Source organism: Vogesella mureinivorans, assembly GCF_007644035.1.
GTDB lineage: Bacteria > Pseudomonadota > Gammaproteobacteria > Burkholderiales > Chromobacteriaceae > Vogesella > Vogesella mureinivorans.
Genome location: NZ_VMTV02000909.1, coordinates 119104 through 141156, shown reverse-complemented (window position 1 = coordinate 141156; position 22053 = coordinate 119104). Strand labels below are relative to the sequence as shown.

General features: G+C 61.7%; 23 protein-coding genes and 1 pseudogene. 22 read left to right on the top strand and 2 right to left on the bottom strand.

The window, feature by feature from the left end; genetic code table 11:
• The 17 genes and pseudogenes from FLQ44_RS20855 (at position 1) to FLQ44_RS20775 (ending at position 14543) form a co-directional block, all read left to right on the top strand.
• Positions 1-804: a phosphatidate cytidylyltransferase gene (locus FLQ44_RS20855; RefSeq protein ID WP_147695903.1), complete on the top strand. Its 804-nt coding sequence runs from the start codon at positions 1-3 to the stop codon at positions 802-804.
• Positions 805-811: 7 nt separating this feature from the next.
• On the top strand, positions 812-1990 hold the full coding sequence (ispC, locus tag FLQ44_RS20850; protein WP_147695902.1) for a 1-deoxy-D-xylulose-5-phosphate reductoisomerase: 1179 nt from the start codon (positions 812-814) through the stop codon (positions 1988-1990).
• The gene (rseP, locus tag FLQ44_RS20845) at positions 1987-3324 is read left to right on the top strand and encodes an RIP metalloprotease RseP (protein WP_147695901.1); all 1338 of its coding nucleotides are present in this window, start codon (positions 1987-1989) and stop codon (positions 3322-3324) included. The genes ispC and rseP overlap by 4 nt, the downstream gene beginning before the upstream one ends.
• Positions 3325-3337: 13 nt before the next feature.
• Positions 3338-5623 (top strand): outer membrane protein assembly factor BamA, encoded by a 2286-nt coding sequence (gene bamA, locus FLQ44_RS20840; protein ID WP_147695900.1) that lies wholly within the window; start codon positions 3338-3340, stop codon positions 5621-5623.
• Positions 5624-5632: 9 nt separating this feature from the next.
• A complete protein-coding gene (locus tag FLQ44_RS20835) occupies positions 5633-6121 on the top strand; it encodes an OmpH/Skp family outer membrane protein (protein ID WP_147695899.1) in 489 nt (162 codons plus the stop codon).
• 63 nt (positions 6122-6184) lie between these two features.
• Complete coding sequence (lpxD, locus tag FLQ44_RS20830) at positions 6185-7228, top strand: UDP-3-O-(3-hydroxymyristoyl)glucosamine N-acyltransferase (RefSeq protein WP_147695898.1); 1044 nt, start codon at positions 6185-6187, stop codon at positions 7226-7228.
• Positions 7225-7692, top strand: a complete 468-nt coding sequence (gene fabZ / locus FLQ44_RS20825) for a 3-hydroxyacyl-ACP dehydratase FabZ (protein ID WP_147695897.1) — start codon at positions 7225-7227, stop codon at positions 7690-7692. Before lpxD ends, fabZ begins: the two co-directional genes overlap by 4 nt.
• Before the next feature lie 2 nt (positions 7693-7694).
• Positions 7695-8471, top strand: a complete 777-nt coding sequence (lpxA, locus tag FLQ44_RS20820; RefSeq protein ID WP_147695896.1) for an acyl-ACP--UDP-N-acetylglucosamine O-acyltransferase — start codon at positions 7695-7697, stop codon at positions 8469-8471.
• A 3-nt stretch (positions 8472-8474) separates the two neighbouring features.
• Positions 8475-9644 (top strand): lipid-A-disaccharide synthase, encoded by a 1170-nt coding sequence (gene lpxB, locus FLQ44_RS20815; RefSeq protein ID WP_147695895.1) that lies wholly within the window; start codon positions 8475-8477, stop codon positions 9642-9644.
• The gene (gene rnhB, locus FLQ44_RS20810; RefSeq protein ID WP_147683593.1) at positions 9638-10222 is read left to right on the top strand and encodes a ribonuclease HII; all 585 of its coding nucleotides are present in this window, start codon (positions 9638-9640) and stop codon (positions 10220-10222) included. The genes lpxB and rnhB overlap by 7 nt, the downstream gene beginning before the upstream one ends.
• 10 nt (positions 10223-10232) lie before the next feature.
• Positions 10233-10715 carry a DNA-deoxyinosine glycosylase gene (locus FLQ44_RS20805; RefSeq protein WP_147695894.1) on the top strand — a complete coding sequence of 161 codons (483 nt, stop codon included), beginning with the start codon at positions 10233-10235 and terminating at the stop codon, positions 10713-10715.
• 22 nt (positions 10716-10737) lie between these two features.
• Positions 10738-10944 carry a hypothetical protein gene (locus FLQ44_RS20800; RefSeq protein WP_147695893.1) on the top strand — a complete coding sequence of 69 codons (207 nt, stop codon included), beginning with the start codon at positions 10738-10740 and terminating at the stop codon, positions 10942-10944.
• Positions 10945-11017: 73 nt separating this feature from the next.
• The gene (locus FLQ44_RS20795) at positions 11018-12205 is read left to right on the top strand and encodes a molybdopterin molybdotransferase MoeA (protein WP_240801361.1); all 1188 of its coding nucleotides are present in this window, start codon (positions 11018-11020) and stop codon (positions 12203-12205) included.
• Positions 12202-12543 carry a 2Fe-2S iron-sulfur cluster-binding protein gene (locus FLQ44_RS20790; RefSeq protein WP_147695891.1) on the top strand — a complete coding sequence of 114 codons (342 nt, stop codon included), beginning with the start codon at positions 12202-12204 and terminating at the stop codon, positions 12541-12543. The genes FLQ44_RS20795 and FLQ44_RS20790 overlap by 4 nt, the downstream gene beginning before the upstream one ends.
• 22 nt (positions 12544-12565) lie before the next feature.
• A pseudogene (locus tag FLQ44_RS24495) lies at positions 12566-13651 on the top strand (DUF3616 domain-containing protein).
• A gap of 41 nt (positions 13652-13692) precedes the next feature.
• A complete protein-coding gene (locus FLQ44_RS20780) occupies positions 13693-13929 on the top strand; it encodes a hypothetical protein (RefSeq protein WP_017509546.1) in 237 nt (78 codons plus the stop codon).
• Positions 13926-14543: a 3'-5' exonuclease gene (locus FLQ44_RS20775; RefSeq protein WP_147695890.1), complete on the top strand. Its 618-nt coding sequence runs from the start codon at positions 13926-13928 to the stop codon at positions 14541-14543. The genes FLQ44_RS20780 and FLQ44_RS20775 overlap by 4 nt, the downstream gene beginning before the upstream one ends.
• Before the next feature lie 71 nt (positions 14544-14614).
• Here FLQ44_RS20775 and FLQ44_RS20770 read toward each other — a convergent pair whose 3' ends face one another.
• Both FLQ44_RS20770 and moaC read right to left on the bottom strand, forming a co-directional pair.
• A complete protein-coding gene (locus FLQ44_RS20770) occupies positions 14615-15184 on the bottom strand; it encodes a flavin reductase family protein (protein ID WP_147695889.1) in 570 nt (189 codons plus the stop codon).
• The gene (moaC, locus tag FLQ44_RS20765; RefSeq protein WP_147695888.1) at positions 15185-15682 is read right to left on the bottom strand and encodes a cyclic pyranopterin monophosphate synthase MoaC; all 498 of its coding nucleotides are present in this window, start codon (positions 15680-15682) and stop codon (positions 15185-15187) included.
• Here moaC and FLQ44_RS20760 point away from each other — a divergent pair.
• The 5 genes from FLQ44_RS20760 (at position 15675) to lon (ending at position 21879) form a co-directional block, all read left to right on the top strand.
• Positions 15675-16079, top strand: a complete 405-nt coding sequence (locus FLQ44_RS20760) for a hypothetical protein (RefSeq protein ID WP_147695887.1) — start codon at positions 15675-15677, stop codon at positions 16077-16079. The two genes, moaC and FLQ44_RS20760, sit on opposite strands and share 8 nt — an antisense overlap.
• On the top strand, positions 16055-17356 hold the full coding sequence (gene tig, locus FLQ44_RS20755; RefSeq protein ID WP_147695886.1) for a trigger factor: 1302 nt from the start codon (positions 16055-16057) through the stop codon (positions 17354-17356). Before FLQ44_RS20760 ends, tig begins: the two co-directional genes overlap by 25 nt.
• Before the next feature lie 27 nt (positions 17357-17383).
• Complete coding sequence (gene clpP / locus FLQ44_RS20750; RefSeq protein WP_147695885.1) at positions 17384-18016, top strand: ATP-dependent Clp endopeptidase proteolytic subunit ClpP; 633 nt, start codon at positions 17384-17386, stop codon at positions 18014-18016.
• A gap of 17 nt (positions 18017-18033) precedes the next feature.
• Entirely contained in the window at positions 18034-19317 is a 1284-nt protein-coding gene (gene clpX, locus FLQ44_RS20745) for an ATP-dependent Clp protease ATP-binding subunit ClpX (protein WP_147695884.1), read from the top strand.
• Positions 19318-19461: 144 nt separating this feature from the next.
• Positions 19462-21879: an endopeptidase La gene (gene lon / locus FLQ44_RS20740; protein WP_147695883.1), complete on the top strand. Its 2418-nt coding sequence runs from the start codon at positions 19462-19464 to the stop codon at positions 21877-21879.
• The last annotated feature ends 174 nt before the right edge of the window (positions 21880-22053 follow it).

Here is a 22053-nt window from a genome sequence, read left to right as displayed (position 1 = left end):
ATGCTGAAAACGCGTATTCTCACGGCGCTCGTCCTGCTTCCATTGATGCTGGCGGCGCTGTTTTTCTTTCCTCCCCACGCCTGGGCGGCTTTTTCGTGGCTGATTATTGGTTTGGCGCTATGGGAATTCTGCCGTATGGCGGCCATCGCTGGCGTGCAACAATGGGCCTATCTGGCTGCCTGTACAGCCTTGGCCGGCTTGGCTTGGTGGGCGGGCTATATGCCAGGTGCGCTGACGATGAGTATCTCGTTGCTGGTCTGGCTGGTGCTGGCACCTATGTGGCTGCGCAAACGTTGGCCGATTCCCACGGGTATCCCGGCCATGCTGCTGGGGGTGTTGCTGATGTTTCCGGCCTGGTTTGCCTTTCTGGCCTGGCACCCGGATAACTCGGCCATTAGTGGCAAGCAGCTGCTGGCGGTGATGGGTTTGGTATGGGTGGCCGATGTGGCCGCTTATTTCGCCGGCAAAACTTTTGGCAAGCATAAACTGGCACCCGCCATCAGCCCCGGCAAGAGCTGGGAAGGTGTCATTGGTGCCATCGTGGGTGTGGCCGCCTATGTCTGGTTTGTTAACGACCTGGGCTGGCTGAATATCCCGCTGCCGCTGGCGGTGTTGTTGCCATTGGCCATGGGCCTGACCGCGGTGAGCGTGGTGGGCGACCTGCTGGAATCCTGGTTCAAACGTAGCGCCGGCATCAAGGACAGCAGTAGCCTGCTGCCGGGCCACGGCGGTGTTTACGACCGTATCGATAGCCTGATTGCCGTTCTGGCCGTATCGCACGCACTGCGTTTGCTGCTTGCATGAGTACTGCATGACTATTCAACTGATAACTGTACTGGGCGCGACCGGTAGCATTGGCACCAACACGCTGGACGTGGTGGCCATGCACCCGTCGCGCTATCGTGTTTTTGCCCTGGCGGCACATAGCCAGGCCGACAAGCTATTCGCCCAATGCCTGCAACACAACCCGCGCTACGCCGTGCTGGTGGACCCGCAGGCAGCGCACCGCCTACGCGGCCTGCTGGCCGACGCCGGTAGCCAGACCCAAGTACTGGACGGCGAAGCGGCATTAACCGAGGTATCTACCGCAGTCGAGGTAGATATGGTGATGGCGGCCATCGTCGGTGCGGCCGGCCTGCGGCCAACCCTGGCGGCTGCGCGGGCGGGTAAGCGCATTCTGCTGGCCAATAAGGAATCGTTGGTGGTGGCTGGCGACCTGTTCATGCGCGCCGTGCAAGAGGGTGGTGCGACGCTGCTGCCGGTAGATAGCGAACACAATGCACTGTTCCAGGCCCTGCCTGCCGGGTTTGACGGTGACTTGGCCGCCGCGGGCGTGGTAGAGCTGATCCTTACCGCGTCTGGCGGCCCTTTCCGTCACCATACGCTGGCGCAGCTGCAACACGTTACCGCCGACGATGCCTGCAAGCACCCGAACTGGGTGATGGGCCGCAAGATTTCAGTAGACTCTGCCAGCCTGATGAACAAAGGGCTGGAAGTGATCGAGGCGCACTGGCTGTTCCGTACGCCGCCCGAGCAAATCAAGGTGGTGGTGCACCCGCAAAGCGTTATTCATTCCATGGTGCGCTATCACGATGGCAGCATTCTGGCGCAGCTGGGCTCGCCCGATATGCGTACGCCCATCGCCTACGCTATGGCCTGGCCGCAGCGTATTGCCGCGCCGGTACAGCCGCTGGATTTTCTGGCCATGGGCGCACTGACTTTCGAAGCGCCCGACCTGCAGCGCTTCCCCTGCCTGAAATTGGCGTTCGACTGCCTGAAAGCAGGTGGCGATGCCTCCGCCGTGATGAATGCGGCCAACGAGGTGGCGGTAGCCAGCTTTCTGGCCGGGCGCATCGGCTTCCTGCAGATTCCGCAGCTTATCGAGCGGGCGCTGGCGCAGAGTGACCTGGCGCTGAGCCATGACCTGGAAAGCCTGCTGGCCAAGGATGCCGCTACGCGCGCCCTGGTGGGCGAATGGGTGGTGGCATGACCATCCTGGCCTTCTTGCTGGTTATTGGCGTGCTGGTCACCTTTCACGAGTTTGGCCATTTTCTGGCCGCGCGTTTGTGTGGCGTGAAGGTGCTGACTTTCTCCATCGGTTTTGGCAAAACCATCTATGCCCGCACCGTGGGGGACACCGAGTGGCGTCTGGCGTGGATACCGCTGGGCGGCTATGTGCGCATGCTGGACGAACGCGAGGCGCCGGTAGAAAGCCAGGATCGCCACCGCGCGTTTAACCAGCGCCCGGTGTGGCAGCGCATGATCATCGTGCTGGCGGGCCCGGTAGCCAACCTGCTGCTGGCAGTGGTGCTGTTTGCCATCACCATGAGCGGCGAGCAAACCCGCTTGCAGCCATTGGTGGGTACCGTGGCGGCGCAAACCGCGGCCGCTGCTGCCGGCGTGCGTGCGGGTGACCGTATCGTCAGTGTCAATGGCACACCGGTGGCAGACTGGGCGGATGCCCGCCAGGCCATGGGCATGGCCATTGTGAATGATGGGCAGCTTGCCTTGGGCCTGCAGCGGGCAGGGCAGCCGCTGGTGGCCCGTCTGGACCTGCCAGCATTCGGGCTGGAAAAATTCGACCAGGCCACCATGGGCAAGCTGGGCGTGATGCCTGCGCGCTATCTGCCGCAAATCGGCGCCGTGCTGCCGGATGGTGCGGCAGCGCGGGCCGGATTATTGGCGGGTGACAAGCTGATAGCGGTGGGCGGCAAGCCTATAGCCAGCTGGGAGGCCTGGGTGCTCTGGGTGCACAACCACCCGGGCGAACAATTTGTCCTGACCGTGCAGCGTGCGGGCAAGCAGCTGCAGCTGCCGCTGCGCCCGGACAGTATCGATCAGGATGGCGTAAAGGTTGGCCGCATCGGTGCCGCCCCGGCAGTGGACGAAGCCTGGCTCGCCGGCCTGCAGCAGCGCGTGCACGTGCCTGCCAGCGATGCGGTGCCGGCTGCGTTGGCGCGCACGTGGGCGCTGTGCCAGAGCACGCTGGGTACGCTGGGCGCCATGCTGACTGGCGGTGTGTCGCTGGACGCCTTGAGCGGCCCGATCACCATTGCCGAGTACGCGGGCAAAAGTGCCGATATCGGCATCATTGCCTTGCTGGAATTCATGGCGCTGATCAGTGTCAGTCTTGGGGTATTCAATCTGCTACCCGTGCCAGTGCTGGATGGTGGGCACTTGCTGTATCATGTGGCAGAACTGATTCGGGGGCGACCGCTTCCCGATCGCGTGTACGAAGTCGGTCAGCGTCTGGGGATGGCTTTCATTCTGATAGTCATGATGCTGGCCCTGTTTAATGACTTCGCCCGGTTGCTGGCCGGCTAGGATCATAACAACTATGAACAAACGCTTTCTTGCAGCCGCTGTTGCCGCTGCCTTTTTGTCCCCGGCCTGGGCCGCGGACAGTTTTGTTATCAAGGACATTCGTGTTGAAGGCCTGCAGCGTACCGAGCCGGGTACCGTCTTCAACTACCTGCCGTTGAAAGTGGGGGATACCTTCACCCAGCAGCGCGCATCAGAGGCCATCAAGGCCCTGTTTGCTACCGGTTTCTTTAACGATGTGCGCGTCGAGTCGGATGGCGATGTGCTGGTGCTGGCGGTAAGCGAGCGCCCGGTGATCGCACAGTTGCAAGTCAACGGCAGCAAAGAGTTTCCGAAAGAGCAGCTGATCAAGGCCATGAAAGACAACGGCCTGGCCGAGTCGCGCATTTTCGACCAGGGCCTGCTGGACCAGGCGGTGCAAGAGCTCAAACGCCAGTATTTCAGCAAGGGCAAGTACTCGGCCGAGATCCAGACGCAGATTACCCGCCTGGAGCGTAACCGCGTGGCGGTGACGCTGGATATCGTGGAAGGCGTGACCGCCAAGATCAAGGATATCCGCATTGTAGGCAACCGAGCTTTTGACGAAGATACCCTGCTGGACGAAATGTCGCTGACGCCATCAGGCTTCATGACCTGGCTGTCGCGCTCGGACCGCTACTCGCGCCAGCAATTGTCGGCCGATCTGGAAAAACTGCGTGCCTACTACCTGAACCAGGGCTACGCCGAGTTCAATATCGAATCCACGCAGGTAGCCATCAGCGCGGACAAGCAGGCCATGTACGTTACGGCCAACCTGTCCGAAGGCAAACAGTACAAGATTTCCGATATCCGTCTGGCGGGCGACCTGCGCGTGCCAGAAGCAGAGCTGCGCCAGCTGATTACCATCAAGCAAGGTGCGCTGTTCAACCGTGAAGAAATCAATGCTTCCATCACGGCACTGACCGAGCGCCTGGAGGCAGACGGCTACGCTTTTGTCAGCGTGAACCCGGTGCCGGAGATCGATCAGGAGAAAAGCACGGTTGCGCTGACCTTCTTTGTCGACCCGGGCCGCCTGACCAGCGTGCGCCGCGTGAGCATTTCCGGTAACACCCGCACCCGCGATGAAGTGATTCGCCGCGAGCTGCGCCAGCTGGAAAGCGCGCAATATAACGGCGCCGCCATCAAGCGCAGTAAAGAGCGTCTTGAGCTGCTGGGTTACTTTGAAACCGTGAATATCGAGACCCCGGCTGTGGTAGATACCGCAGACCAGGTCGATATGAATGTGGTGGTAAAAGAGCGTGCTACCGGCTCGATCAATGCCGGTATCGGCTATGCCCAGGGCGATGGTTTGCAGCTGAGCGCCTCGGTATCGCAAGCCAACGTGCTGGGTTCGGGCAAGTCTTTGTCGTTCAGCTTTTCCACAGGCAAGACTTCCAAAAATGCAACGCTGTCGTTTACCGACCCGTATTACACGGTGGATGGTGTCAGCGTAGGCTACGACGTGTACCGCCGCGTGTACAACCCGTCGGCCACGGATACCAACAAGTACAAGACCAGCACGACCGGTGCAGCCGTACGTTTTGGTGTGCCGGTAACCGAATTTGACCGCATCAACTACAGTTTTGGTGCGGAAAATACCGCTATCACGCTGTTTAGCGATAGCCCGCAGCGCTACAAGGACTTTGTTAACCAATACGGCCGCTCCAACATGACGCTATTGTCGTCGGCCGGCTGGTCGCGCGACACCCGCGATAGCGCCTTGTGGCCAACGCGTGGCTACAGCATGGGGGTTTACCTGGATGCCGGCGTGCCGGGCGGGGATATCCAGTACTACCGCATGTCGCACAACCAGGCGTGGTTCTGGCCGCTGTCGAAAAACTTTACCCTGGCCGCCAGCGGTGAAGTAGGGTTCGCCAATGGTTATGGCAGAACCAAGCGCCTGCCGTTCTTCCAGAACTACTATCTGGGTGGCCTGGGTTCGGTGCGCGGCTATGAAAATGGCAGCATGGGCCCGCTGGACACCAACGGCGATGCACTGGGTGGTACACGCAAGATCACCAGCTCGCTGGAGCTGCTGTTCCCCTTCCCGGGCATGCGTGATAACCGTAGCTTGCGTACCAGCCTGTTCTTTGATGCCGGTACGCTGTGGGACCCGAAAGAAGCGTCGGTGAGTGCCTCGGATGGCCTGCGTTACTCTGCCGGCCTGGCCATGACCTGGCTGTCACCTATTGGCCCGCTCAAGTTCAGCTATGCCTTGCCGCTGAAGAAAGAAAGTGGCGACCAGCTGCAGCGCTTCCAGTTTACGATTGGTCAAGTGTTCTAAGGAGTTAGCATGCCATTCAAACGCCTGCTGCTGGCACTGCCCCTGGTGCTGGCATCGATCAGTGCCACCGCAGCCGACATGAAAATCGGTTACGTCAACACAGAACGCGTCTACCGCGAAGCCGCCCCTGCGCTGAATGCGCAGAAAAAGCTGGAGCGCGAGTTTGCCAACCGCGAGGCCGAGCTGAAAAAGCTGGCTGCACGGGGTAAAGAGCTGGAGTCGCAGCTGGCCAAAGGCAAGCCTAGTGATAGCGAGCGCCGCGCCATAGAGCGGGAGCTGGCATCGGTAGACCGCGAGTACCAGGCCAAGTCGCGCGATTTTCGCGAAGACCTGAACCAGCGCCGCAACGAAGAGTTTGCTGCGGTGCAGGAGCGGGCCAACCGCGTGATCAGGCAGCTGGCCGAGCGCGAGCAGTTTGACCTTATCCTGCAGGACGTGGTGTATGTAAGCGGCAAGCTGGACATTACGCCCAAGGTGCTGAAAGAGCTGGAAAAATAAGCCGGAAGGCTTCTTACAACACTCGAAGCCGACGCCAAGTCGGCTTCGTCATTGCTAGAACCCATGAAACTATCGCACATTGTGGCCGCCCTGGGCGGTGAGCTGCGCGGCGAAGACCGCGATATCGACCGCCTGGCCTCCATGGAAGAGGCCGGCGCTGGCCAGATCACTTTTCTGGCCAACCCCAAATACCGTAGCCAGCTCGACAGCACGGCTGCGGGTGCCGTTATCGTCAAGCCTGCACTGGCAGACGCCGCCAGCAAGGTTGGCCGCAGCCTGATCCTGGCTGCCGACCCGTACCTGTATTTTGCCCGCGTGGCCACGCTGCTGAACCCGCCGCCAGCGGCCGTGCCGGGTGTACACCCGCGTGCCGTGGTGGGCGAGGGCAGTGTGGTGGCGGCCAGCGCCGAGGTGCGCGAAATGGTCAGCATCGGTCGCCATGTCACCATTGGCGAGCGCTGCATCATTCACCCCGGTGTCGTCATTGGCGATAACGTGACCATTGGCGACGATGCGCTGATTTACCCCAATGTCAGCCTCTACCACGGCTGCCGTCTGGGTAGCCGCGTTATCCTGCACGCCGGTGCCGTGATTGGTGCCGACGGCTTTGGCCTGGCATGGAACACCGACCGCTGGTTCAAGATTCCGCAAACCGGCGTGGTGGTGATTGGCGACGATGTAGAGGTCGGCGCCAATACAACCATCGACCGTGGTGCGCTGAAAGACACCATTATTGGCGAAGGCGTGAAGCTGGATAACCAGATTCAGCTGGCGCACAACGTCCAGGTGGGCGCGCATACCGCTATGGCCGGTTGCGCTGCGGTGGCAGGTAGCACCAAGATTGGCGCGCGCTGCACCATTGGCGGTGCCGCCCGCATCATTGGCCACCTGGATATTGCCGACGGTACCCACGTGGGTGCCGGCACCCTGATTTCCAAATCCATCCGCCAGGCCGACGCCTACACCGCGGTGTACCCGATGGCTACCCACAAAGAGTGGCTGGCCAACGCGGCGCATCTGCGCCACCTGGGCGAGCTGGTTACCCGTGTAAAACAACTTGAAAAAGCGCTGCAACAAGCGCAAGACAATAAGGATTCCCAACCATGACCGAAGCCGTGAGCACCGACGCAGCCGTATCCATCGACGTACGCGAGATCATGCGCTACCTGCCGCACCGCTACCCGTTCCTGCTGGTAGACCGCGTGACCGAGTTTGTGGCCAACCAGCGTATCAAGGCCATCAAGAACGTGACGATCAACGAGCCGTTCTTCATGGGCCACTTCGAGCAGTACCCGGTGATGCCGGGCGTGCTGATTATCGAGGCGCTGGCACAGGCAGCGGGCATTCTGTCGATTCGCAGCGAAGGCGAGCGCCCGGAAAACGAGCTGTACTTCTTTGTGGGCATCGATAACGCCCGCTTCAAGCGCCAGGTGGTGCCGGGCGACCAGCTGACCCTGGAAGTGGAACAGCTGGCCATGAAGCGCGGCATTGCCAAATATAGTGCCCGTGCGCTGGTAGACGGCCAGGTGGCCTGTGAAGCGCAAATCATGTGTGCCAAACGCGAGGTATAAACATGGCCATTCATCCTACCGCCATCATTGCCGATGGCGCGCAGATTGCCGACGATGTTGAGATCGGCGCCTACAGCATTATCGGTGCCAATGTCAGCATCGGCAGCGGCACCTGGGTAGGGCCGCACGTGGTTATCGAAGGCCACACCAGCATTGGCAAGAACAACCGTATTTTCCAGTTCTGCTCGCTGGGCGCCGTACCGCAAGACAAGAAATACGCCGGTGAGCCTACCCGCCTGGAAATCGGCGACGGCAATACCATCCGCGAGTTCTGCACCTTCAATATCGGCACCGCGCAAGATATCGGTGTGACCCGCCTGGGTAACAACAACTGGATCATGGCCTATGTCCACCTGGGCCACGACTGCCAGATTGGCGATAACACCATTTTTGCCAACAACGCCACGCTGGGCGGCCACGTGCACGTAGGCGACTGGGTGATTCTGGGCGGCTTTACCAGCGTGCACCAGTTCTGCCACATCGGCGACCACGCCATGACGGCTTTCTCCAGCGCCGTGGCGCAGGATGTGCCGCCGTACGTGATGGCACACGGCAACCGCGCCGTACCGGCCGGCATTAACGCCGAAGGCCTGAAGCGTCGCGGCTTCAGCCCCGAGCAGATCCGGAGCATCCGCAACGCCTACAAGGCGCTGTACCGCAAAGGCCTGCCGTTTGACGATGCCCGCGCCGAAATCGAAACCGACGCCGCTGCCGGCAAGGACGAGTTGGCCGCATTTGTGCGTTTCTTTGCCGCCGCCAGCCGCGGCATTATCCGCTAGACCATGACAGACAAGCTGTTTACCCGCCCGGGTGCGCTCAAGGTGGCCATGGTCGCCGGCGAGGCCTCGGGCGACCTGCTGGGCGCCCATTTGATGGACGCGCTCAAGGCGGCGCACCCCGATGTCGAGTTTGCCGGCATCGGCGGCCCGCGCATGCTGGCGCGCGGTTTCACCAGCCAGGTGCCGCAAGAGCGCCTGGCGGTGCGCGGCTACGTGGAGGTGCTGTCGCGCCTGCCCGAGCTGTTGCGCATCCGCCGTACGCTGCGCGACACGCTGCTGGCCGAGAAGCCCGACGTGTTCATCGGCATCGACGCACCGGATTTCAACCTGGGGCTGGAAAAGTGGCTAAAGCAGGCCGGCCTGCATACCGTGCACTACGTCAGCCCGTCGGTCTGGGCGTGGCGGCCGGAGCGCGTGGTGAAAATCGGCGACAGCGCCGACCAGGTGCTGTGCCTGTTCCCCATGGAAAAACCGCTGTACGACGCCGCGGGCGTGCCGGCCACCTTTGTCGGCCACCCGCTGGCCAGCGAGATCGACATCGCCCCCGACCAGAACGCCATGCGCGAACAGCTGGGCCTGCCCAAGGCTGCGCCGGTGTTTGCCCTGCTGCCGGGCAGCCGCAAGAGCGAGCTGGAGTTCATGGGTGGCCTGTATCTGGACGTGGCCCGCCAGCTGCTGGCGCGCTATCCGGACGCGCAGTTTCTGGTGCCGCTGGCCACGCGGCCAACCATGGACCAGTTTGACCAGCTGCTCACCCGCCACAAGGCCTGGGACCTGCCCATCCGCAAGCTGTTTGGCCACGCCCAGATGGCGATGATTGCCGCCGACGTGGTGCTGGTGACCAGTGGCACCGCCACGCTGGAAGTGGCGCTCACCAAAAAACCGATGGTGATCAGCTACAAGCTGTCTTGGCTCACTTACCAGCTAGTGAAGCGCAAGCTCAAGCTGCCGTATGTGGGCCTGCCCAATATCTTGGCCAAGCGCTTTGTGGTGCCCGAGCTGCTGCAAAAAGACGCCACAGTCGACAAGCTGACCGCCGCCGTGGCCGAGCTGTACGACAACCAGGACAGCCGGCAGGACATCATCGATACCTTTACCGCGCTGCATCACAGCCTGAAAGCCGACTCGGCACGGCTGGCGGCCGAGGCCATCCTCAAGGTGGCGCGATGCTGATCTGCGGTGTGGACGAAGCAGGCCGCGGCCCGCTGATCGGCTCGGTGTTTACCGCCGCGGTCATCCTGGACCCGGCTCGGCCCATTGCTGGCCTGGCCGACTCGAAAAAACTGAGCGAGGCTCGGCGCGCGGCGCTGGCGCTGGAGATCAAGGAAAAGGCGCTGGCCTGGCACATTGCCCACGCCAGTGCTGCCGAAATCGACCAGCTCAATATTTTTCAGGCCACCATGCTGGCCATGGTGCGTGCGGTGGATGGCCTGGCCATCACCCCCGGCAAGGTGCTGATTGACGGTAACAAAATCCCCAAGACGCTGACCTTGCCCGCCGAGGCCATTGTGAAGGGCGACGCCAAGGTGCAGGAAATCTCCGCCGCATCGATTCTGGCCAAGACCGCACGCGACGCCGAAATGATCGCGCTGGACGCGCTGCACCCGCAGTACGGTTTTGCCCGCCACAAGGGCTACCCCACAGCCGAGCACATGAAGGCACTGGCGCAGCACGGCGCACTGGCCGAGCATCGCCGCAGCTTTGGCCCGGTGCGCCTCCAGCTGGCCGCCGAGCAGGGCAGCCTGTTTTAAAGTTGGCCGCATGCGTAAAGCCAGCTTTGCCCCGGTAGTCGATCCCGATACCCGCATCCTGATCCTGGGTTCGCTGCCCGGCGACGCCTCGCTGGCGGCCGCGCAGTATTACGCGCACCCGCGTAACCAGTTCTGGCGGCTGCTGGGCACGGTGGCGGGCAGCGAGTTGGCCGCATTGTCTTACCCGCAGCGCCTGGCGGCCATGCAGGCATTGGGCGTGGGGCTGTGGGACGTGGTGGCCGAGGCCACGCGCCGTGGCAGCCTCGATAGCGATATCCGCGACGCGCGCGCCAACCCGCTGGCCGAGCTGGTGGCCACGCTACCCGCCTTGCAGCTGGTGGCGTTCAATGGCCAGACCGCTGGCAAAGCAGCGCCCACTTTGGCGGGCTGTGGGGTGGATGTATTGGTGCTGTCATCCAGCAGCCCGGCGCACACCTTGGCTTTCGATAAAAAACTTCAAGAATGGCAGGCACTGCGCCGATATATGGTTTAAGCCTATTTCGCCGGTGCCTGTCATGAATCGCTATTGCATCTGGTTTGTTACGCCGGGCAACCCGGTAAGCCGTCATGCCGAAATCACCCTCGGCGGCACGATTCATAACCACCATGTGCTGGAAGACATCGAAAAGCGCCTGGCCGCCAGCTTGCAGCTGCCGCACATCCTGATTACCGACTGGAAGCGTTTCGAAGCGCCGCCTGCGGCCAACCCTGTGGCCGCCTAGCCCGCTAGCCGCCTTACCGTACAAGCCGCGTCTGTGAGAAGATGCGGCTTTCGTCATTCATGCTATCCGACTCATGCAAACCGTAGAGCAAACCCGCGACTGGCTGCTGGCGCGCGCCCGCGTACCGGCCCGTACCGACAGGGTCGACCTGCTGGCGGCCGCTGGCCGTGTGCTGGCGCAAGACCTGGTATCTACCCTGGATGTACCCCCTTGTGACAATAGCGCCATGGATGGCTACGCCGTGCGCGCCGCCGACGCCGCGGCCACGCTGCCGGTGAGCCAGCGCATCCCCGCCGGCAGTGTGCCGCAGCCATTGCTACCGGCCAGCGCCGCACGCATCTTTACCGGTGCCCCGCTGCCGCTGCAGGCCGACGCGGTGGTGATGCAGGAGCAGGCCGAGCTGCAGCCGGATGGCAGCGTGGGCTTCACCGCGCCGGTGCTGGCCGGGCAGAACATCCGCCGCCGCGGCGAGGACATTGCCGAGGGGCAAACCGTGCTGGCCTGCGGCCAACGTTTGCGCGATGCCGACCTGGGTCTGGCCGCATCGGTAGGTGTGGCGCAGCTGCAGGTGTACAGCCAGCTGCGCGTAGCGGTGTTCTTTACCGGTGACGAGCTGGTGGAGCCCGGCACGCCGGCCGGTGCCGGCAAAATCTACAACTCCAACCGCTACTGGCTGGTGCCGGCGCTGCGCGCGCTGGGCTGCCAAGTGCTGGACCTGGGCATCATCCCCGACACACTGGCCGCCACGCGCCAGGCACTGCGCGATGCCGCATCAGAGGCCGACGTGGTGATGACCTGCGGTGGCGTGTCGGTCGGCGAGGAGGATCACGTCAAAGCAGCGGTAGAAGCCGAGGGCGAGCTGCAGCTGTGGAAAATCGCCATCAAGCCCGGTAAGCCGCTGGCCAGTGGCCGCGTAGGCGAGGCCGACTTTATCGGCCTGCCGGGCAACCCGGTATCGGGCTATGTCACCTTTGCCGTGCTGGTGCGTGATTTCCTGCGTGCGCGCATGGGCGAGGTGGTGCCGGCGTGGCAGCCGCTGTACTACCTGCCCGCCGCGTTTGACTGGCGTAAACCCGACACCCGCCGCGAAGAATACCTGCGTGTGCGTGTGGCACAGCAGGGCGGCCAGCTGGTGCTGCAGCGCTACCCCAATCAGGGCTCTGGCGTGCTGACATCCTGCGCCTGGGCCGACGCGCTGGTGCGCCTGCAGCCAGGCCAGCAAGTGCAGCCCGGCGACGTGCTGCCGGTGTACGCGCTGTGACACGGCTGGTTTTCGCGCGCGGCGGGCAAAGCATTGCCGAGCTGGACGCCAGCCCCGGCGACGCACTGATCGACGTAGCGCGTTTTCATGATGTACCGCTGCACTGGCGCTGCGGCCAGGGCACCTGCGGCACCTGTGCCGTGCGCCTGCAGCACGCCGCGCAGCCACGGCAGGTGCAGGTTGGCCGCAAGGAGCGCAATGTGCTGCTGCGCGCCGGGCTGTGCAGTGCCAGCGCCGCCGCCAGCGAGCAGTGGCCGGACGCGCCGGAAACGGTGCGCCTGGCCTGCCATTTATACGTAGGCGACGTGCCTTGGCACATTACCCTGCCAGACGATTAACCCGCTTTAGCCGAGGTAAACCATGCCCAATAAACTGTCCGTCAATGCTGTCAGCCTGGCGCTGGATAGCGCCCAGCTGGTGCACGATAACCTGTCCGGCGCCGTGGCCATCGGTGACACGCTGTGGGTGGCCGGCGACGAAGCCTGCGGCCTGGACCGCCTGCTGCGCGACCGCACAGCAGAGGGCCTGCACTTTGTGGCAGACCGCCACTACCCGCTGGCCGATTATCTGCCGCTGCCGGACAGCGCCGATATCGAGGCCGACCTAGAAGGCCTGGCCGTGGCCGATGGCTATCTGTGGCTGGTAGGCTCGCACGGGCTCAAGCGCAAGGCGCCGCAGCCGGCGCGCGACGCTGCGGCCAACCTCAAGCGCCTGGCCACGGTAACGCACGATGGCAACCGCTGCCTGCTGGCGCGCATTCCTCTGCTGGACGAGGGCGACGGTGTGTAGTCGCTGCAAAAAACCACGGCAGACGGGCGCACGGCAGCTACGCTGAAAGGCAAGAAGAAATTTAACGAACTCACCACTTTGCTGGCCGATGACCCGCAGCTGGCACCGTTCATGGCCATACCCGGCAAGGACAACGGTTTTGACGTGGAAGGCCTGGCAGCGGTAGACGGCAAGCTGCTATTGGGCCTGCGCGGGCCGGTGCTGCGCGGCTGGAGCTGCCTGCTAGAGCTGCGTCTGGAAGAACGCAAGGGCGAGCTGCGCCTGGCACCGCTGGACGACAGCGGCCAACTGTACCGCAAGCATTTCCTGCCGCTGGCAGGCCTGGGCGTGCGAGACCTGCACCTGGATGGCGACGATCTGCTGCTGTTGGCCGGCCCCACCATGGTGCTGGATGGCGCTGTGCGGGTGTTCCGCTGGGTGGGTGCGCGGGCCGCATTGGCTGGCGTCACGGCAGGCGAGGGCGCCGCGCTGTGGTGGGAAGGCGTGGCCGAGCATATGGTGTTGCCGCACGGCAAAGGTACCGACCGCGCCGAGGCGCTGTGCAGGCTGCCGCCACACTGGGCCGGGCCAGACGCCTGGCTGGTGCTGTACGACGCGCCATCGGCCAAGCGCAAGCCGCAGCCGGGCCTGGTGTACGGCGACCTGATGACGCGCTAGGGCGCGGCAGGCAAAAGCTGCGTACAATGCGCGGCTGTTAAATGACGAAGCAAGTAAAGGAAAACACCATGTCGCGCAAGAAAAACGAAATCGACGAGCTGGACGACGAAACCCTGGCGCTGCTGGCCTGGTGTACCGAGGTGGAAACCCACCTGGTGGCGGCGGGTGCCACCGAGGCAGAAGCGCAAGACCATATCGAAGAGCAGGCCGAGTGGTATACCGATATGTTCTACGATGGCCTGAGCCCTGCCGAGGCAGCCAAGCAGGCGCTGGCATGAGCCAAAGGCTGGCCGTTATCGACTTCGAGACCACGGCCATCGGGCCAGGCCCCGATGGCCGTGCCACCGAGATCGGCATTGTGCTGCTGGAAAACGGCCAGGTGGTAGACCGCTATCAAAGCCTGATGAATGCCGGCGTGTGGGTGCCGCCGATGATCCAGCAGCTCACCGGTATCAGCAACGCCATGCTCAAGGCCGCACCACCGGCCGCGCAGGTCATGCGCGAGGCAGCGGCGTTTGTCGGCACGGCACCGCTGGTGGCGCATAACGCCAGCTTTGACCGCAAGTTCTGGGACTACGAGCTGGGTTTGCTGGGCCTGCAGCGCCAGCAGGATTTTGCCTGCACGCTGCTACTGTCGCGCCGCCTGCTACCTACGGCGCCGGATCACAAGCTGGGCACGCTCACGCGCTGGGCTGGCCTGCCGGCCACGGGGCAGGCGCACCGGGCCTTGGCCGATGCCGAGATGGCGGCCAACCTGTTGCAGTATTTGCAGGCGACCTTGCGGCAAAAGCACGGTCTGGCGCAGGTGAGCCATGGCTTGCTGTGCAAGCTGCAGAAAGTGACCGCGGCCAAAGTGCCGCAGTATCTGCGCGAGCTGACGGTAAGCGCCTGAGCGCTGGCGCGTAGCCATCAGCAAAAAGCCCCGCATCACAGTGCGGGGCTTTTTGTTGCCTGCTGCCGGTTTTATGTCTGGCCGCTAACGGTATCGCCGCTGACAAAAAAATGGCCACCGGCTACGTGGTGCAGGCTGCGCAGCGCGTCGTGGCCGTCAAAATGCCAGCGCCCGTTGCTGAATACGCGGCTGTCGGCCTGGGCGGCGACCACTTCGGCAATAAACAGGTCGTATTGCTGCTGGTTATGCGGCTCCTGGATGATGCGGCATTCCAGATAGGCGCTGCAGCCTTGCACCAGCGGGGCGGCAATGCGCTGCGCCGGCATGGCCTGCAGGCCGCTGGCGGCAAACTTGTCGCAGTCGGCACCGCTGGCGCTACCGGCGGCTACCACTGCCTGTGCCTGGTAGCGGCAGGGCACGTTCAGGGCAAATTCGCCGGAGGCTTCCATCAGTTTGCGGGTGTGGGTGGCCTTGTCGATCACCACCAGTATCTTGGGCGGGTCAAAATCCAGCGGCATGGCCCAGGCGGCGGCCATCACGTTTTGCTGGCCGGCGTGGGCGCTGCTCACCAGCACGGTAGGGCCGTGGTTGAGCAGGCGGTAGGCTTGCGCTAGCGGCACATCTTGCAGTGTATTCATCATTCAGGTTCCCAAGTGGTCGTGGTCGCCAGCGTGCCAGTGCCCGCTCTTGCCACCCTGTTTTTCCAGCAGCCGTACCCCGGCGATCTCCATGCCGCGATCCACCGCCTTCAGCATGTCGTACACGGTAAGCAGGCCGGCCATCACGGCGCTGAGCGCCTCCATTTCCACGCCGGTGCGGCCAACTGTTTCAGCGGTCACGGTGATGTGCAGGCGGCAGGCGGCGTCTTCGGGGTGGAAATCCACTGCCACACGGCTCAGGGCCAGCGGGTGGCATAGCGGAATCAGGTCGGCGGTGCGCTTGCTGCCCTGTATGGCAGCGATGCGGGCAATGCCGATTACATCGCCTTTTTTACTGTTGCCGGACTGCAGCAGGGCGTAGGTGGCGGGCTGCATGGTGATGTGGCCGGTGGCGACGGCTACGCGCCGGGTTTCTGCCTTGTGGCCTACGTCAACCATGTGCGCCTGGCCATGGCTGTCAAAGTGCGTGAGGGTGGACATGGTGTCTTGCCTGTATCAAGGTGCAATCGCCGGTACGATACCGGCACGGCAAGCCGGCGGCAATGAAGGCGTGCGGCATGGCCTGTTGGTGGCAGTTTGGCCTGGCGTGCCGTGCAGGCTATGTGCCGCCATGGCTGGCAGGACAGGGCGCTGGCATCACGCACTGTTCAATTTGACGCTGCATGCTATACTCGCCCCTTGCTTTAGCCGCCTGGTTTCGCCTGCCCTGCAGGTAGACACGCTGCTTAACAATACAAAATTCATGGCGCAGGAAAGCAAAATCAGCATGGTTCCCCGAGCATTTCTGCTCAACCCGTTGGGCTTTCCCGCTTCTGGCTTCAACCCCACACCTTTTGAATCTAAGGATTGGACATGCAAGTACAACTGGAAACGTTGAGCGGCCTCGAGCGTCGCATGAGCATTGCACTGCCGCTGGCTGCAATCGACGCACAAGTAGCCGAGCGCCTGAAGCGCGTTGCCCGCACTGCCAAAATTCAGGGTTTCCGCCCAGGTAAAGCACCGGCCAAAATCGTTGAAGCAAACTACGGCGCACAAGTGCGCGAAGAAGTGCTGGGCGAACAGGTTCAGCAAAGCTTCTACAAAGCTGCTGTCGAGCAAAAACTGCGCGTAGCTGGCTACCCGCGTTTTGAACCGGCACAGGGCGATGCAGAAAGCTTCAAGTTTGCTGCTGCTTTCGAGGTTTACCCGGAAATCACCATCGGTGAGCTGGCTGGCAAAGACATCGAGAAGCCAAACACCGAAGTGACCGACGCCGAAATCGACAAGACCGTTGATATCCTGCGCAAGCAACGCACCCGCTTCAACCGTGTAGAGCGCGAAGCTGCTGACGGCGACCGCGTCATCATCGACTTCAAAGGCACCATCGACGGCGTAGCCTTCGAAGGCGGCAGCAGCGAGAACTTCCCGTTCATGCTGGGCCAGGGCCAGATGCTGCCAGAATTCGAAGCCGGTGTGATCGGCGCGAAAGAAGGCGAAACCAAGACTGTTGCCGTGAACTTCCCGGCTGACTACCACGGTAAAGACGTAGCCGGCAAAACCGCCAGCTTCGAGATCACCGTGAAAAACGTTGCCGCTGCCGAGCTGCCGGAAGTGAACGAAGAGTTCGCCAAGTTGCTGGGTATTGCTGATGGCGACGTGGCCAAGATGCGCGCTGAAATCCGCAAAAACGTGGAGCGTGAAGTAAAACGCCGCCTGTCTGCCCAGGTGAAAGAAAACGTGATGCAGGCGCTGATCGACGTGACCCCGATCGACCTGCCTAAAGCTCTGGTAGAGCTGGAAGTTGGCCGCCTGATGGACCAGGCCCGCAAAGACCTGGAACAACGTGGCATGCAGCTGAAAGACATGCCGCTGCCGGCAGACCTGTTCACCCAGCAAGCCGAGCGCCGCGTAGCGCTGGGCCTGATCCTGGCCGAAGCGGTAGAAGCCAACAAGCTGGAAGCCAAGCCGGAACAAGTCAAAGCCCTGGTAGAAGAATTTGCCGAGAGCTACGAGCAGCCACAAGACGTGATCGACTGGTACTACGCCGAAGCCGGCCGCCTGGAAGGCCCGACTTCGATGGTACTGGAAGACAATGTGGTTGAATTTGTGCTGGGTCGCGCCAATGTTATCCAGAAGGACGTTTCTTTCGAAACCCTGATGGGCAACAACGCCTGATCTGTTTAACTGATACCGGAGAGGTCGATGAAATCGATGTTTGAACCGCAAGGTATGGGCCTGGTGCCCATGGTGGTGGAGCAAAGTGGCCGTGGCGAACGCGCCTACGACATTTTCTCCCGCCTGCTGAAGGAGCGTATCGTGTTCCTGGTCGGCCCTGTTACCGACGACTCGGCCAATCTGGTGGTAGCACAGCTGCTGTTCCTGGAATCGGAAAACCCGGACAAGGACATCTATCTGTATATCAACTCGCCAGGCGGTTCCATTACCGCCGGCATGTCGATCTACGACACGATGAACTTCATCAAGCCGGACGTTTCCACCCTGTGCATTGGCCAGGCAGCCAGCATGGGCGCCTTCCTGCTGTCGGCAGGCGCCAAGGGCAAGCGTTTTGCGCTGCCGAACAGCCGCGTGATGATCCACCAGCCGCTGTTGTACGGTGGCGGCCTGAGTGGCCAGGTGACCGACATCGAAATTCATGCCCGCGAACTGGTGAAAACCAAGGCGCACATGAATAAGCTGCTGGCCAAGCACACCGGCCAGACCATGGAACAAGTACAAGCCGATACCGAACGCGACAACTTCATGTCTGCCGAACAGAGCCGTGAATACGGCCTGATCGACAAGGTGCTGAGCTCGCGTCTGGATGCGGCCGTTTAATTCGGGATGTCTATCTGATGGCAGATAAAGGCAGTAAGGACAAGCTGCTGTACTGCTCTTTTTGCGGCAAGAGCCAGCACGAAGTGCAGCGACTGATCGCCGGCCCGCAGGTCTACATTTGTAACGAGTGTGTAGATCTGTGCGGCGATATCATTCGCGATGAAACAGAAGCGACAATCGGTGCTGCAGACGAGCAGGGCGAAGCACCAGCCCTGCCGACACCGCAGGAAATCCGCGCCTCGCTGGACCAGTACATCATTGGCCAGGACCCGGCCAAGAAGTCGCTGGCCGTGGCGGTGTACAACCACTACAAGCGCCTCTACACGCCCAGCACCAAGGACGACGTAGAGCTGTCCAAGAGCAATATCCTGCTGATCGGCCCTACCGGCTCCGGTAAGACGCTGTTGGCGCAGACGCTGGCCAGGCTGCTGGACGTGCCGTTTGTCATTGCCGATGCCACCACGCTGACCGAAGCCGGTTATGTGGGCGAGGACGTTGAGCACATCATCCAGAAGCTCTTGCAAAAGTGCGACTACGATGTGACCAAAGCCCAGCGCGGCATTGTGTACCTGGACGAAATCGACAAGATTTCCCGCAAGTCGGAAAACCCGTCGATTACCCGCGATGTCTCCGGTGAAGGCGTACAGCAGGCCCTGCTGAAGCTGATCGAAGGCACGGTAGCGTCGGTACCGCCGCAAGGTGGCCGCAAGCACCCGAACCAGGAATTCATCCAGGTGGATACCACCAATATCCTGTTCATTTGCGGTGGTGCGTTCGATGGTCTGGAAAAGATCATTCGTCGCCGTTCCGAAAAAGGCGGGATCGGCTTTGGTGCCGAGGTGATGTCCAAGGAAGATGGCAAATCCATCAGCACCCTGTTCCGCGAAGTGGAGCCGGAAGACCTGATCAAGTTTGGCCTGATTCCCGAGCTGATCGGCCGCCTGCCCGTGGTGACCACGCTGGAAGAGCTGGACGAAGAAGCGCTGGTGAGCATCCTGACCCAGCCGCGCAATGCCCTGATCAAACAGTATCAGCGCCTGTTTGCCATGGAGCAGGTAACACTGGAGGTGCTGCCTTCCGCGTTACGTGTGATTGCCAAGCAAGCCCTGATCCGCAAGACCGGTGCGCGTGGTTTGCGTTCCATTCTGGAGCGCTCGCTGCTGGATACCATGTACGAGCTGCCGTCCCTCGAAGGCGTCAGCAAGGTCGTGGTAGACGAGAAAGTGATCGAGCTGGGCGAAAAGCCTGCCTACATCCTGCAGCAGGAAGACGCTGCGCCGGATACTGCCCAGTCCGCCTGAGCCCGCCCAGGCAGTGAAACAAACCGCCCGTGAGGGCGGTTTTTGTTTGCAGCTACTATTAAGTGCTTTAGCATGCTTGATATGGATGAATTTGCCCTAATTTGTCCTGTTAACTGAATTCCACCAAGAGCAAGGTTAGGTGATATGCCACAGCCCGCCGAACTAAAAGATCAAACCACACTGGCCCTATTGCCGCTGCGCGATGTCGTTGTGTTCCCGCACATGGTGATTCCGCTGTTTGTTGGCCGCCCCAAATCCATCAAGGCGCTGGAAAAGGCCATGGACGAAGGCAAACAGATCCTGCTGGTTGCCCAGCGTGCTGCCGACAAGGACGAACCCCTGTCGGAAGACCTGCACGAGATCGGCACCATTGCCAGCATCCTGCAAATGCTGAAGCTGCCCGACGGCACCGTGAAGGTGCTGGTAGAAGGCCGTCAGCGTGCCAGGTTGGCCGCAGTGCAGGACCACGAAGAATACTTTACCGCCACCATCGACCCGCTGCCGTTCGACAGCGAGGATACGCCCGAGGTGGAGGCGCTGCGCCGCGCACTGCTGGCGCAGTTCGAGCAGTTCGTCAAACTGAACAAGAAAATCCCGAGCGAAGTCCTGTCGTCGTTGTCTGGCGTGGACAAAGCCGGCCGCCTGGCCGACTCGGTGGTAGTGCACCTGCCGCTGCGTCTGGAAAACAAGCAGGAAGTGCTGGAGATGTTCGACATCAAGGCACGTATCGAGCACCTGCTGGCCATGATGGAAAGCGAGATCGACATCCTGCAGGTAGAAAAGCGCATCCGTGGCCGCGTGAAGCGCCAGATGGAAAAGAGCCAGCGCGAGTACTACCTGAACGAACAGGTAAAAGCCATCCAGAAAGAGCTGGGTGAAGGCGAAGAAGGCAACGATCTGGACGAGCTGGAGCGCAAGATCAAGGTAGCCGGCATGTCCAAGGAAGGCCGCGAGAAAGTCACGGCCGAGCTGAAAAAACTGCGCATGATGTCGCCCATGTCGGCTGAGGCCACCGTGGTGCGCAACTACATCGAAACCCTGATCGATCTGCCGTGGAAGAAAAAGACCAAGGTCAGCAAGGATATCGATGGGGCGGAGGATGTGCTGGACGAAGACCACTTTGGCCTGGAAAAGGTCAAAGAGCGCATTCTGGAGTATCTGGCAGTGCAGCAGCGTGTCGACCGCCTGAAAGCGCCTATTTTGTGCCTTGTCGGGCCGCCAGGCGTGGGTAAGACCTCGCTGGGGCAGTCGATTGCCCGTGCTACCGGCCGCAAGTTTGTGCGCATGGCGCTGGGCGGTGTGCGCGACGAATCCGAAATCCGCGGTCATCGCCGTACCTATATCGGCTCCATGCCGGGCAAGGTGCTGCAGAACATGACCAAAGTGGGCGTGAAAAACCCGCTGTTCCTGCTGGACGAAGTGGACAAGCTGGGTGCCGACTTCCGTGGCGACCCTTCCGCTGCGCTGCTGGAGGTGCTGGACCCGGAGCAGAACCATGCGTTTGCCGACCATTACGCCGAGGTGGATTTCGACCTGTCCGACGTGATGTTCGTGGCCACGGCCAACTCGCTGAATATCCCGGCGGCGCTGCTGGACCGGATGGAAATCATCCGCCTGGCCGGCTACACCGAAGACGAGAAGGTCAATATCGCCACCAAGTATCTGCTGCCCAAGCAGATAAAGAACAATGGCGTGGTAGAAGGCGAGCTGGTAGTGCAGGAAAGCGCGCTGCGCGACATCGTGCGCTACTACACCCGTGAGGCAGGCGTACGTAGCCTGGACCGCGAGATCGCCAAGATCTGCCGCAAGGTGGTGACCGAGCACAGCAAGAAAGCCAGCGCAGACAAGGCGGTGAAAACCACGGTAAACGGCAAGAACCTGGAGAAATATCTGGGTGTGCGTCGCTTCGACTTTGGCCTGGCCGAAGAAGAAAACCGCATCGGCCAGGTCACCGGCCTGGCGTGGACCGAAGTGGGCGGCGAGCTGCTCACCATCGAGGCCGTTGCGCTGCCGGGCAAGGGCAACATCATTCGTACCGGCCAGCTGGGCGAGGTGATGCAGGAGTCCATTACCGCCGCCATGAGCGTGGTGCGTAGCCGTGCCCGTTTGCTGGGCATCAAGCCGGATTTCTACGAAAAGCACGACATGCACATCCACGTACCGGAAGGCGCCACGCCAAAAGATGGCCCATCCGCGGGTATCGCCATGACCACGGCGCTGGTTTCCGTGCTCACCGGCATCCCTGTGCGTGCCGATGTAGCGATGACCGGCGAAATCACCTTGCGTGGTGAAGTACTGCCCATTGGCGGCCTGAAAGAGAAGCTGTTGGCCGCCCAGCGTGGTGGCATCAAACGTGCGCTGATCCCCAAAGGCAACGTCAAGGATCTGGCCGAGATCCCGGCTAACATCAAGAACAAGCTGGAGATTTTGCCAGTGAAGTGGATTGATGAGGTTTTGTCATACGCGCTGGAACGCGAGCCGCAAGCGCTGTCAGAAGAGGCTGTGGCTGTAACGCCCGCCACTGCTGAACTTGCGACAAAGTCCGCGCCAATGACACATTAATGACTCATTGTTTTGATTTGCTGGTAAAACCGCGCTAGCATCAGCTTTCAGGAGGGGGTGAAAACATGAGCTCCCCCGCTGAAAGCCGCTTGACACAAGGATTTTGCCCTTGCTATAAAGCTAGCGGTTTTATTCAGTACTCCGTACACCGAGAACGACGAAAGGGGACTTAAC

What these genes read in the sequence shown, in the direction of transcription:
- FLQ44_RS20855 (WP_147695903.1), top strand. Translation starts at nt 1, where the DNA reads ATGCTGAAAACGCGTATTCTCACGGCGCTCGTCCTGCTTCCATTGATG.
- ispC (WP_147695902.1), top strand. Translation starts at nt 812, where the DNA reads ATGACTATTCAACTGATAACTGTACTGGGCGCGACCGGTAGCATTGGC.
- rseP (WP_147695901.1), top strand. Translation starts at nt 1,987, where the DNA reads ATGACCATCCTGGCCTTCTTGCTGGTTATTGGCGTGCTGGTCACCTTT.
- bamA (WP_147695900.1), top strand. Translation starts at nt 3,338, where the DNA reads ATGAACAAACGCTTTCTTGCAGCCGCTGTTGCCGCTGCCTTTTTGTCC.
- FLQ44_RS20835 (WP_147695899.1), top strand. Translation starts at nt 5,633, where the DNA reads ATGCCATTCAAACGCCTGCTGCTGGCACTGCCCCTGGTGCTGGCATCG.
- lpxD (WP_147695898.1), top strand. Translation starts at nt 6,185, where the DNA reads ATGAAACTATCGCACATTGTGGCCGCCCTGGGCGGTGAGCTGCGCGGC.
- fabZ (WP_147695897.1), top strand. Translation starts at nt 7,225, where the DNA reads ATGACCGAAGCCGTGAGCACCGACGCAGCCGTATCCATCGACGTACGC.
- lpxA (WP_147695896.1), top strand. Translation starts at nt 7,695, where the DNA reads ATGGCCATTCATCCTACCGCCATCATTGCCGATGGCGCGCAGATTGCC.
- lpxB (WP_147695895.1), top strand. Translation starts at nt 8,475, where the DNA reads ATGACAGACAAGCTGTTTACCCGCCCGGGTGCGCTCAAGGTGGCCATG.
- rnhB (WP_147683593.1), top strand. Translation starts at nt 9,638, where the DNA reads ATGCTGATCTGCGGTGTGGACGAAGCAGGCCGCGGCCCGCTGATCGGC.
- FLQ44_RS20805 (WP_147695894.1), top strand. Translation starts at nt 10,233, where the DNA reads ATGCGTAAAGCCAGCTTTGCCCCGGTAGTCGATCCCGATACCCGCATC.
- FLQ44_RS20800 (WP_147695893.1), top strand. Translation starts at nt 10,738, where the DNA reads ATGAATCGCTATTGCATCTGGTTTGTTACGCCGGGCAACCCGGTAAGC.
- FLQ44_RS20795 (WP_240801361.1), top strand. Translation starts at nt 11,018, where the DNA reads ATGCAAACCGTAGAGCAAACCCGCGACTGGCTGCTGGCGCGCGCCCGC.
- FLQ44_RS20780 (WP_017509546.1), top strand. Translation starts at nt 13,693, where the DNA reads ATGACGAAGCAAGTAAAGGAAAACACCATGTCGCGCAAGAAAAACGAA.
- FLQ44_RS20775 (WP_147695890.1), top strand. Translation starts at nt 13,926, where the DNA reads ATGAGCCAAAGGCTGGCCGTTATCGACTTCGAGACCACGGCCATCGGG.
- FLQ44_RS20770 (WP_147695889.1), bottom strand. Translation starts at nt 15,184, where the DNA reads ATGATGAATACACTGCAAGATGTGCCGCTAGCGCAAGCCTACCGCCTG.
- moaC (WP_147695888.1), bottom strand. Translation starts at nt 15,682, where the DNA reads ATGTCCACCCTCACGCACTTTGACAGCCATGGCCAGGCGCACATGGTT.
- tig (WP_147695886.1), top strand. Translation starts at nt 16,055, where the DNA reads ATGCAAGTACAACTGGAAACGTTGAGCGGCCTCGAGCGTCGCATGAGC.
- clpP (WP_147695885.1), top strand. Translation starts at nt 17,384, where the DNA reads ATGAAATCGATGTTTGAACCGCAAGGTATGGGCCTGGTGCCCATGGTG.
- clpX (WP_147695884.1), top strand. Translation starts at nt 18,034, where the DNA reads ATGGCAGATAAAGGCAGTAAGGACAAGCTGCTGTACTGCTCTTTTTGC.
- lon (WP_147695883.1), top strand. Translation starts at nt 19,462, where the DNA reads ATGCCACAGCCCGCCGAACTAAAAGATCAAACCACACTGGCCCTATTG.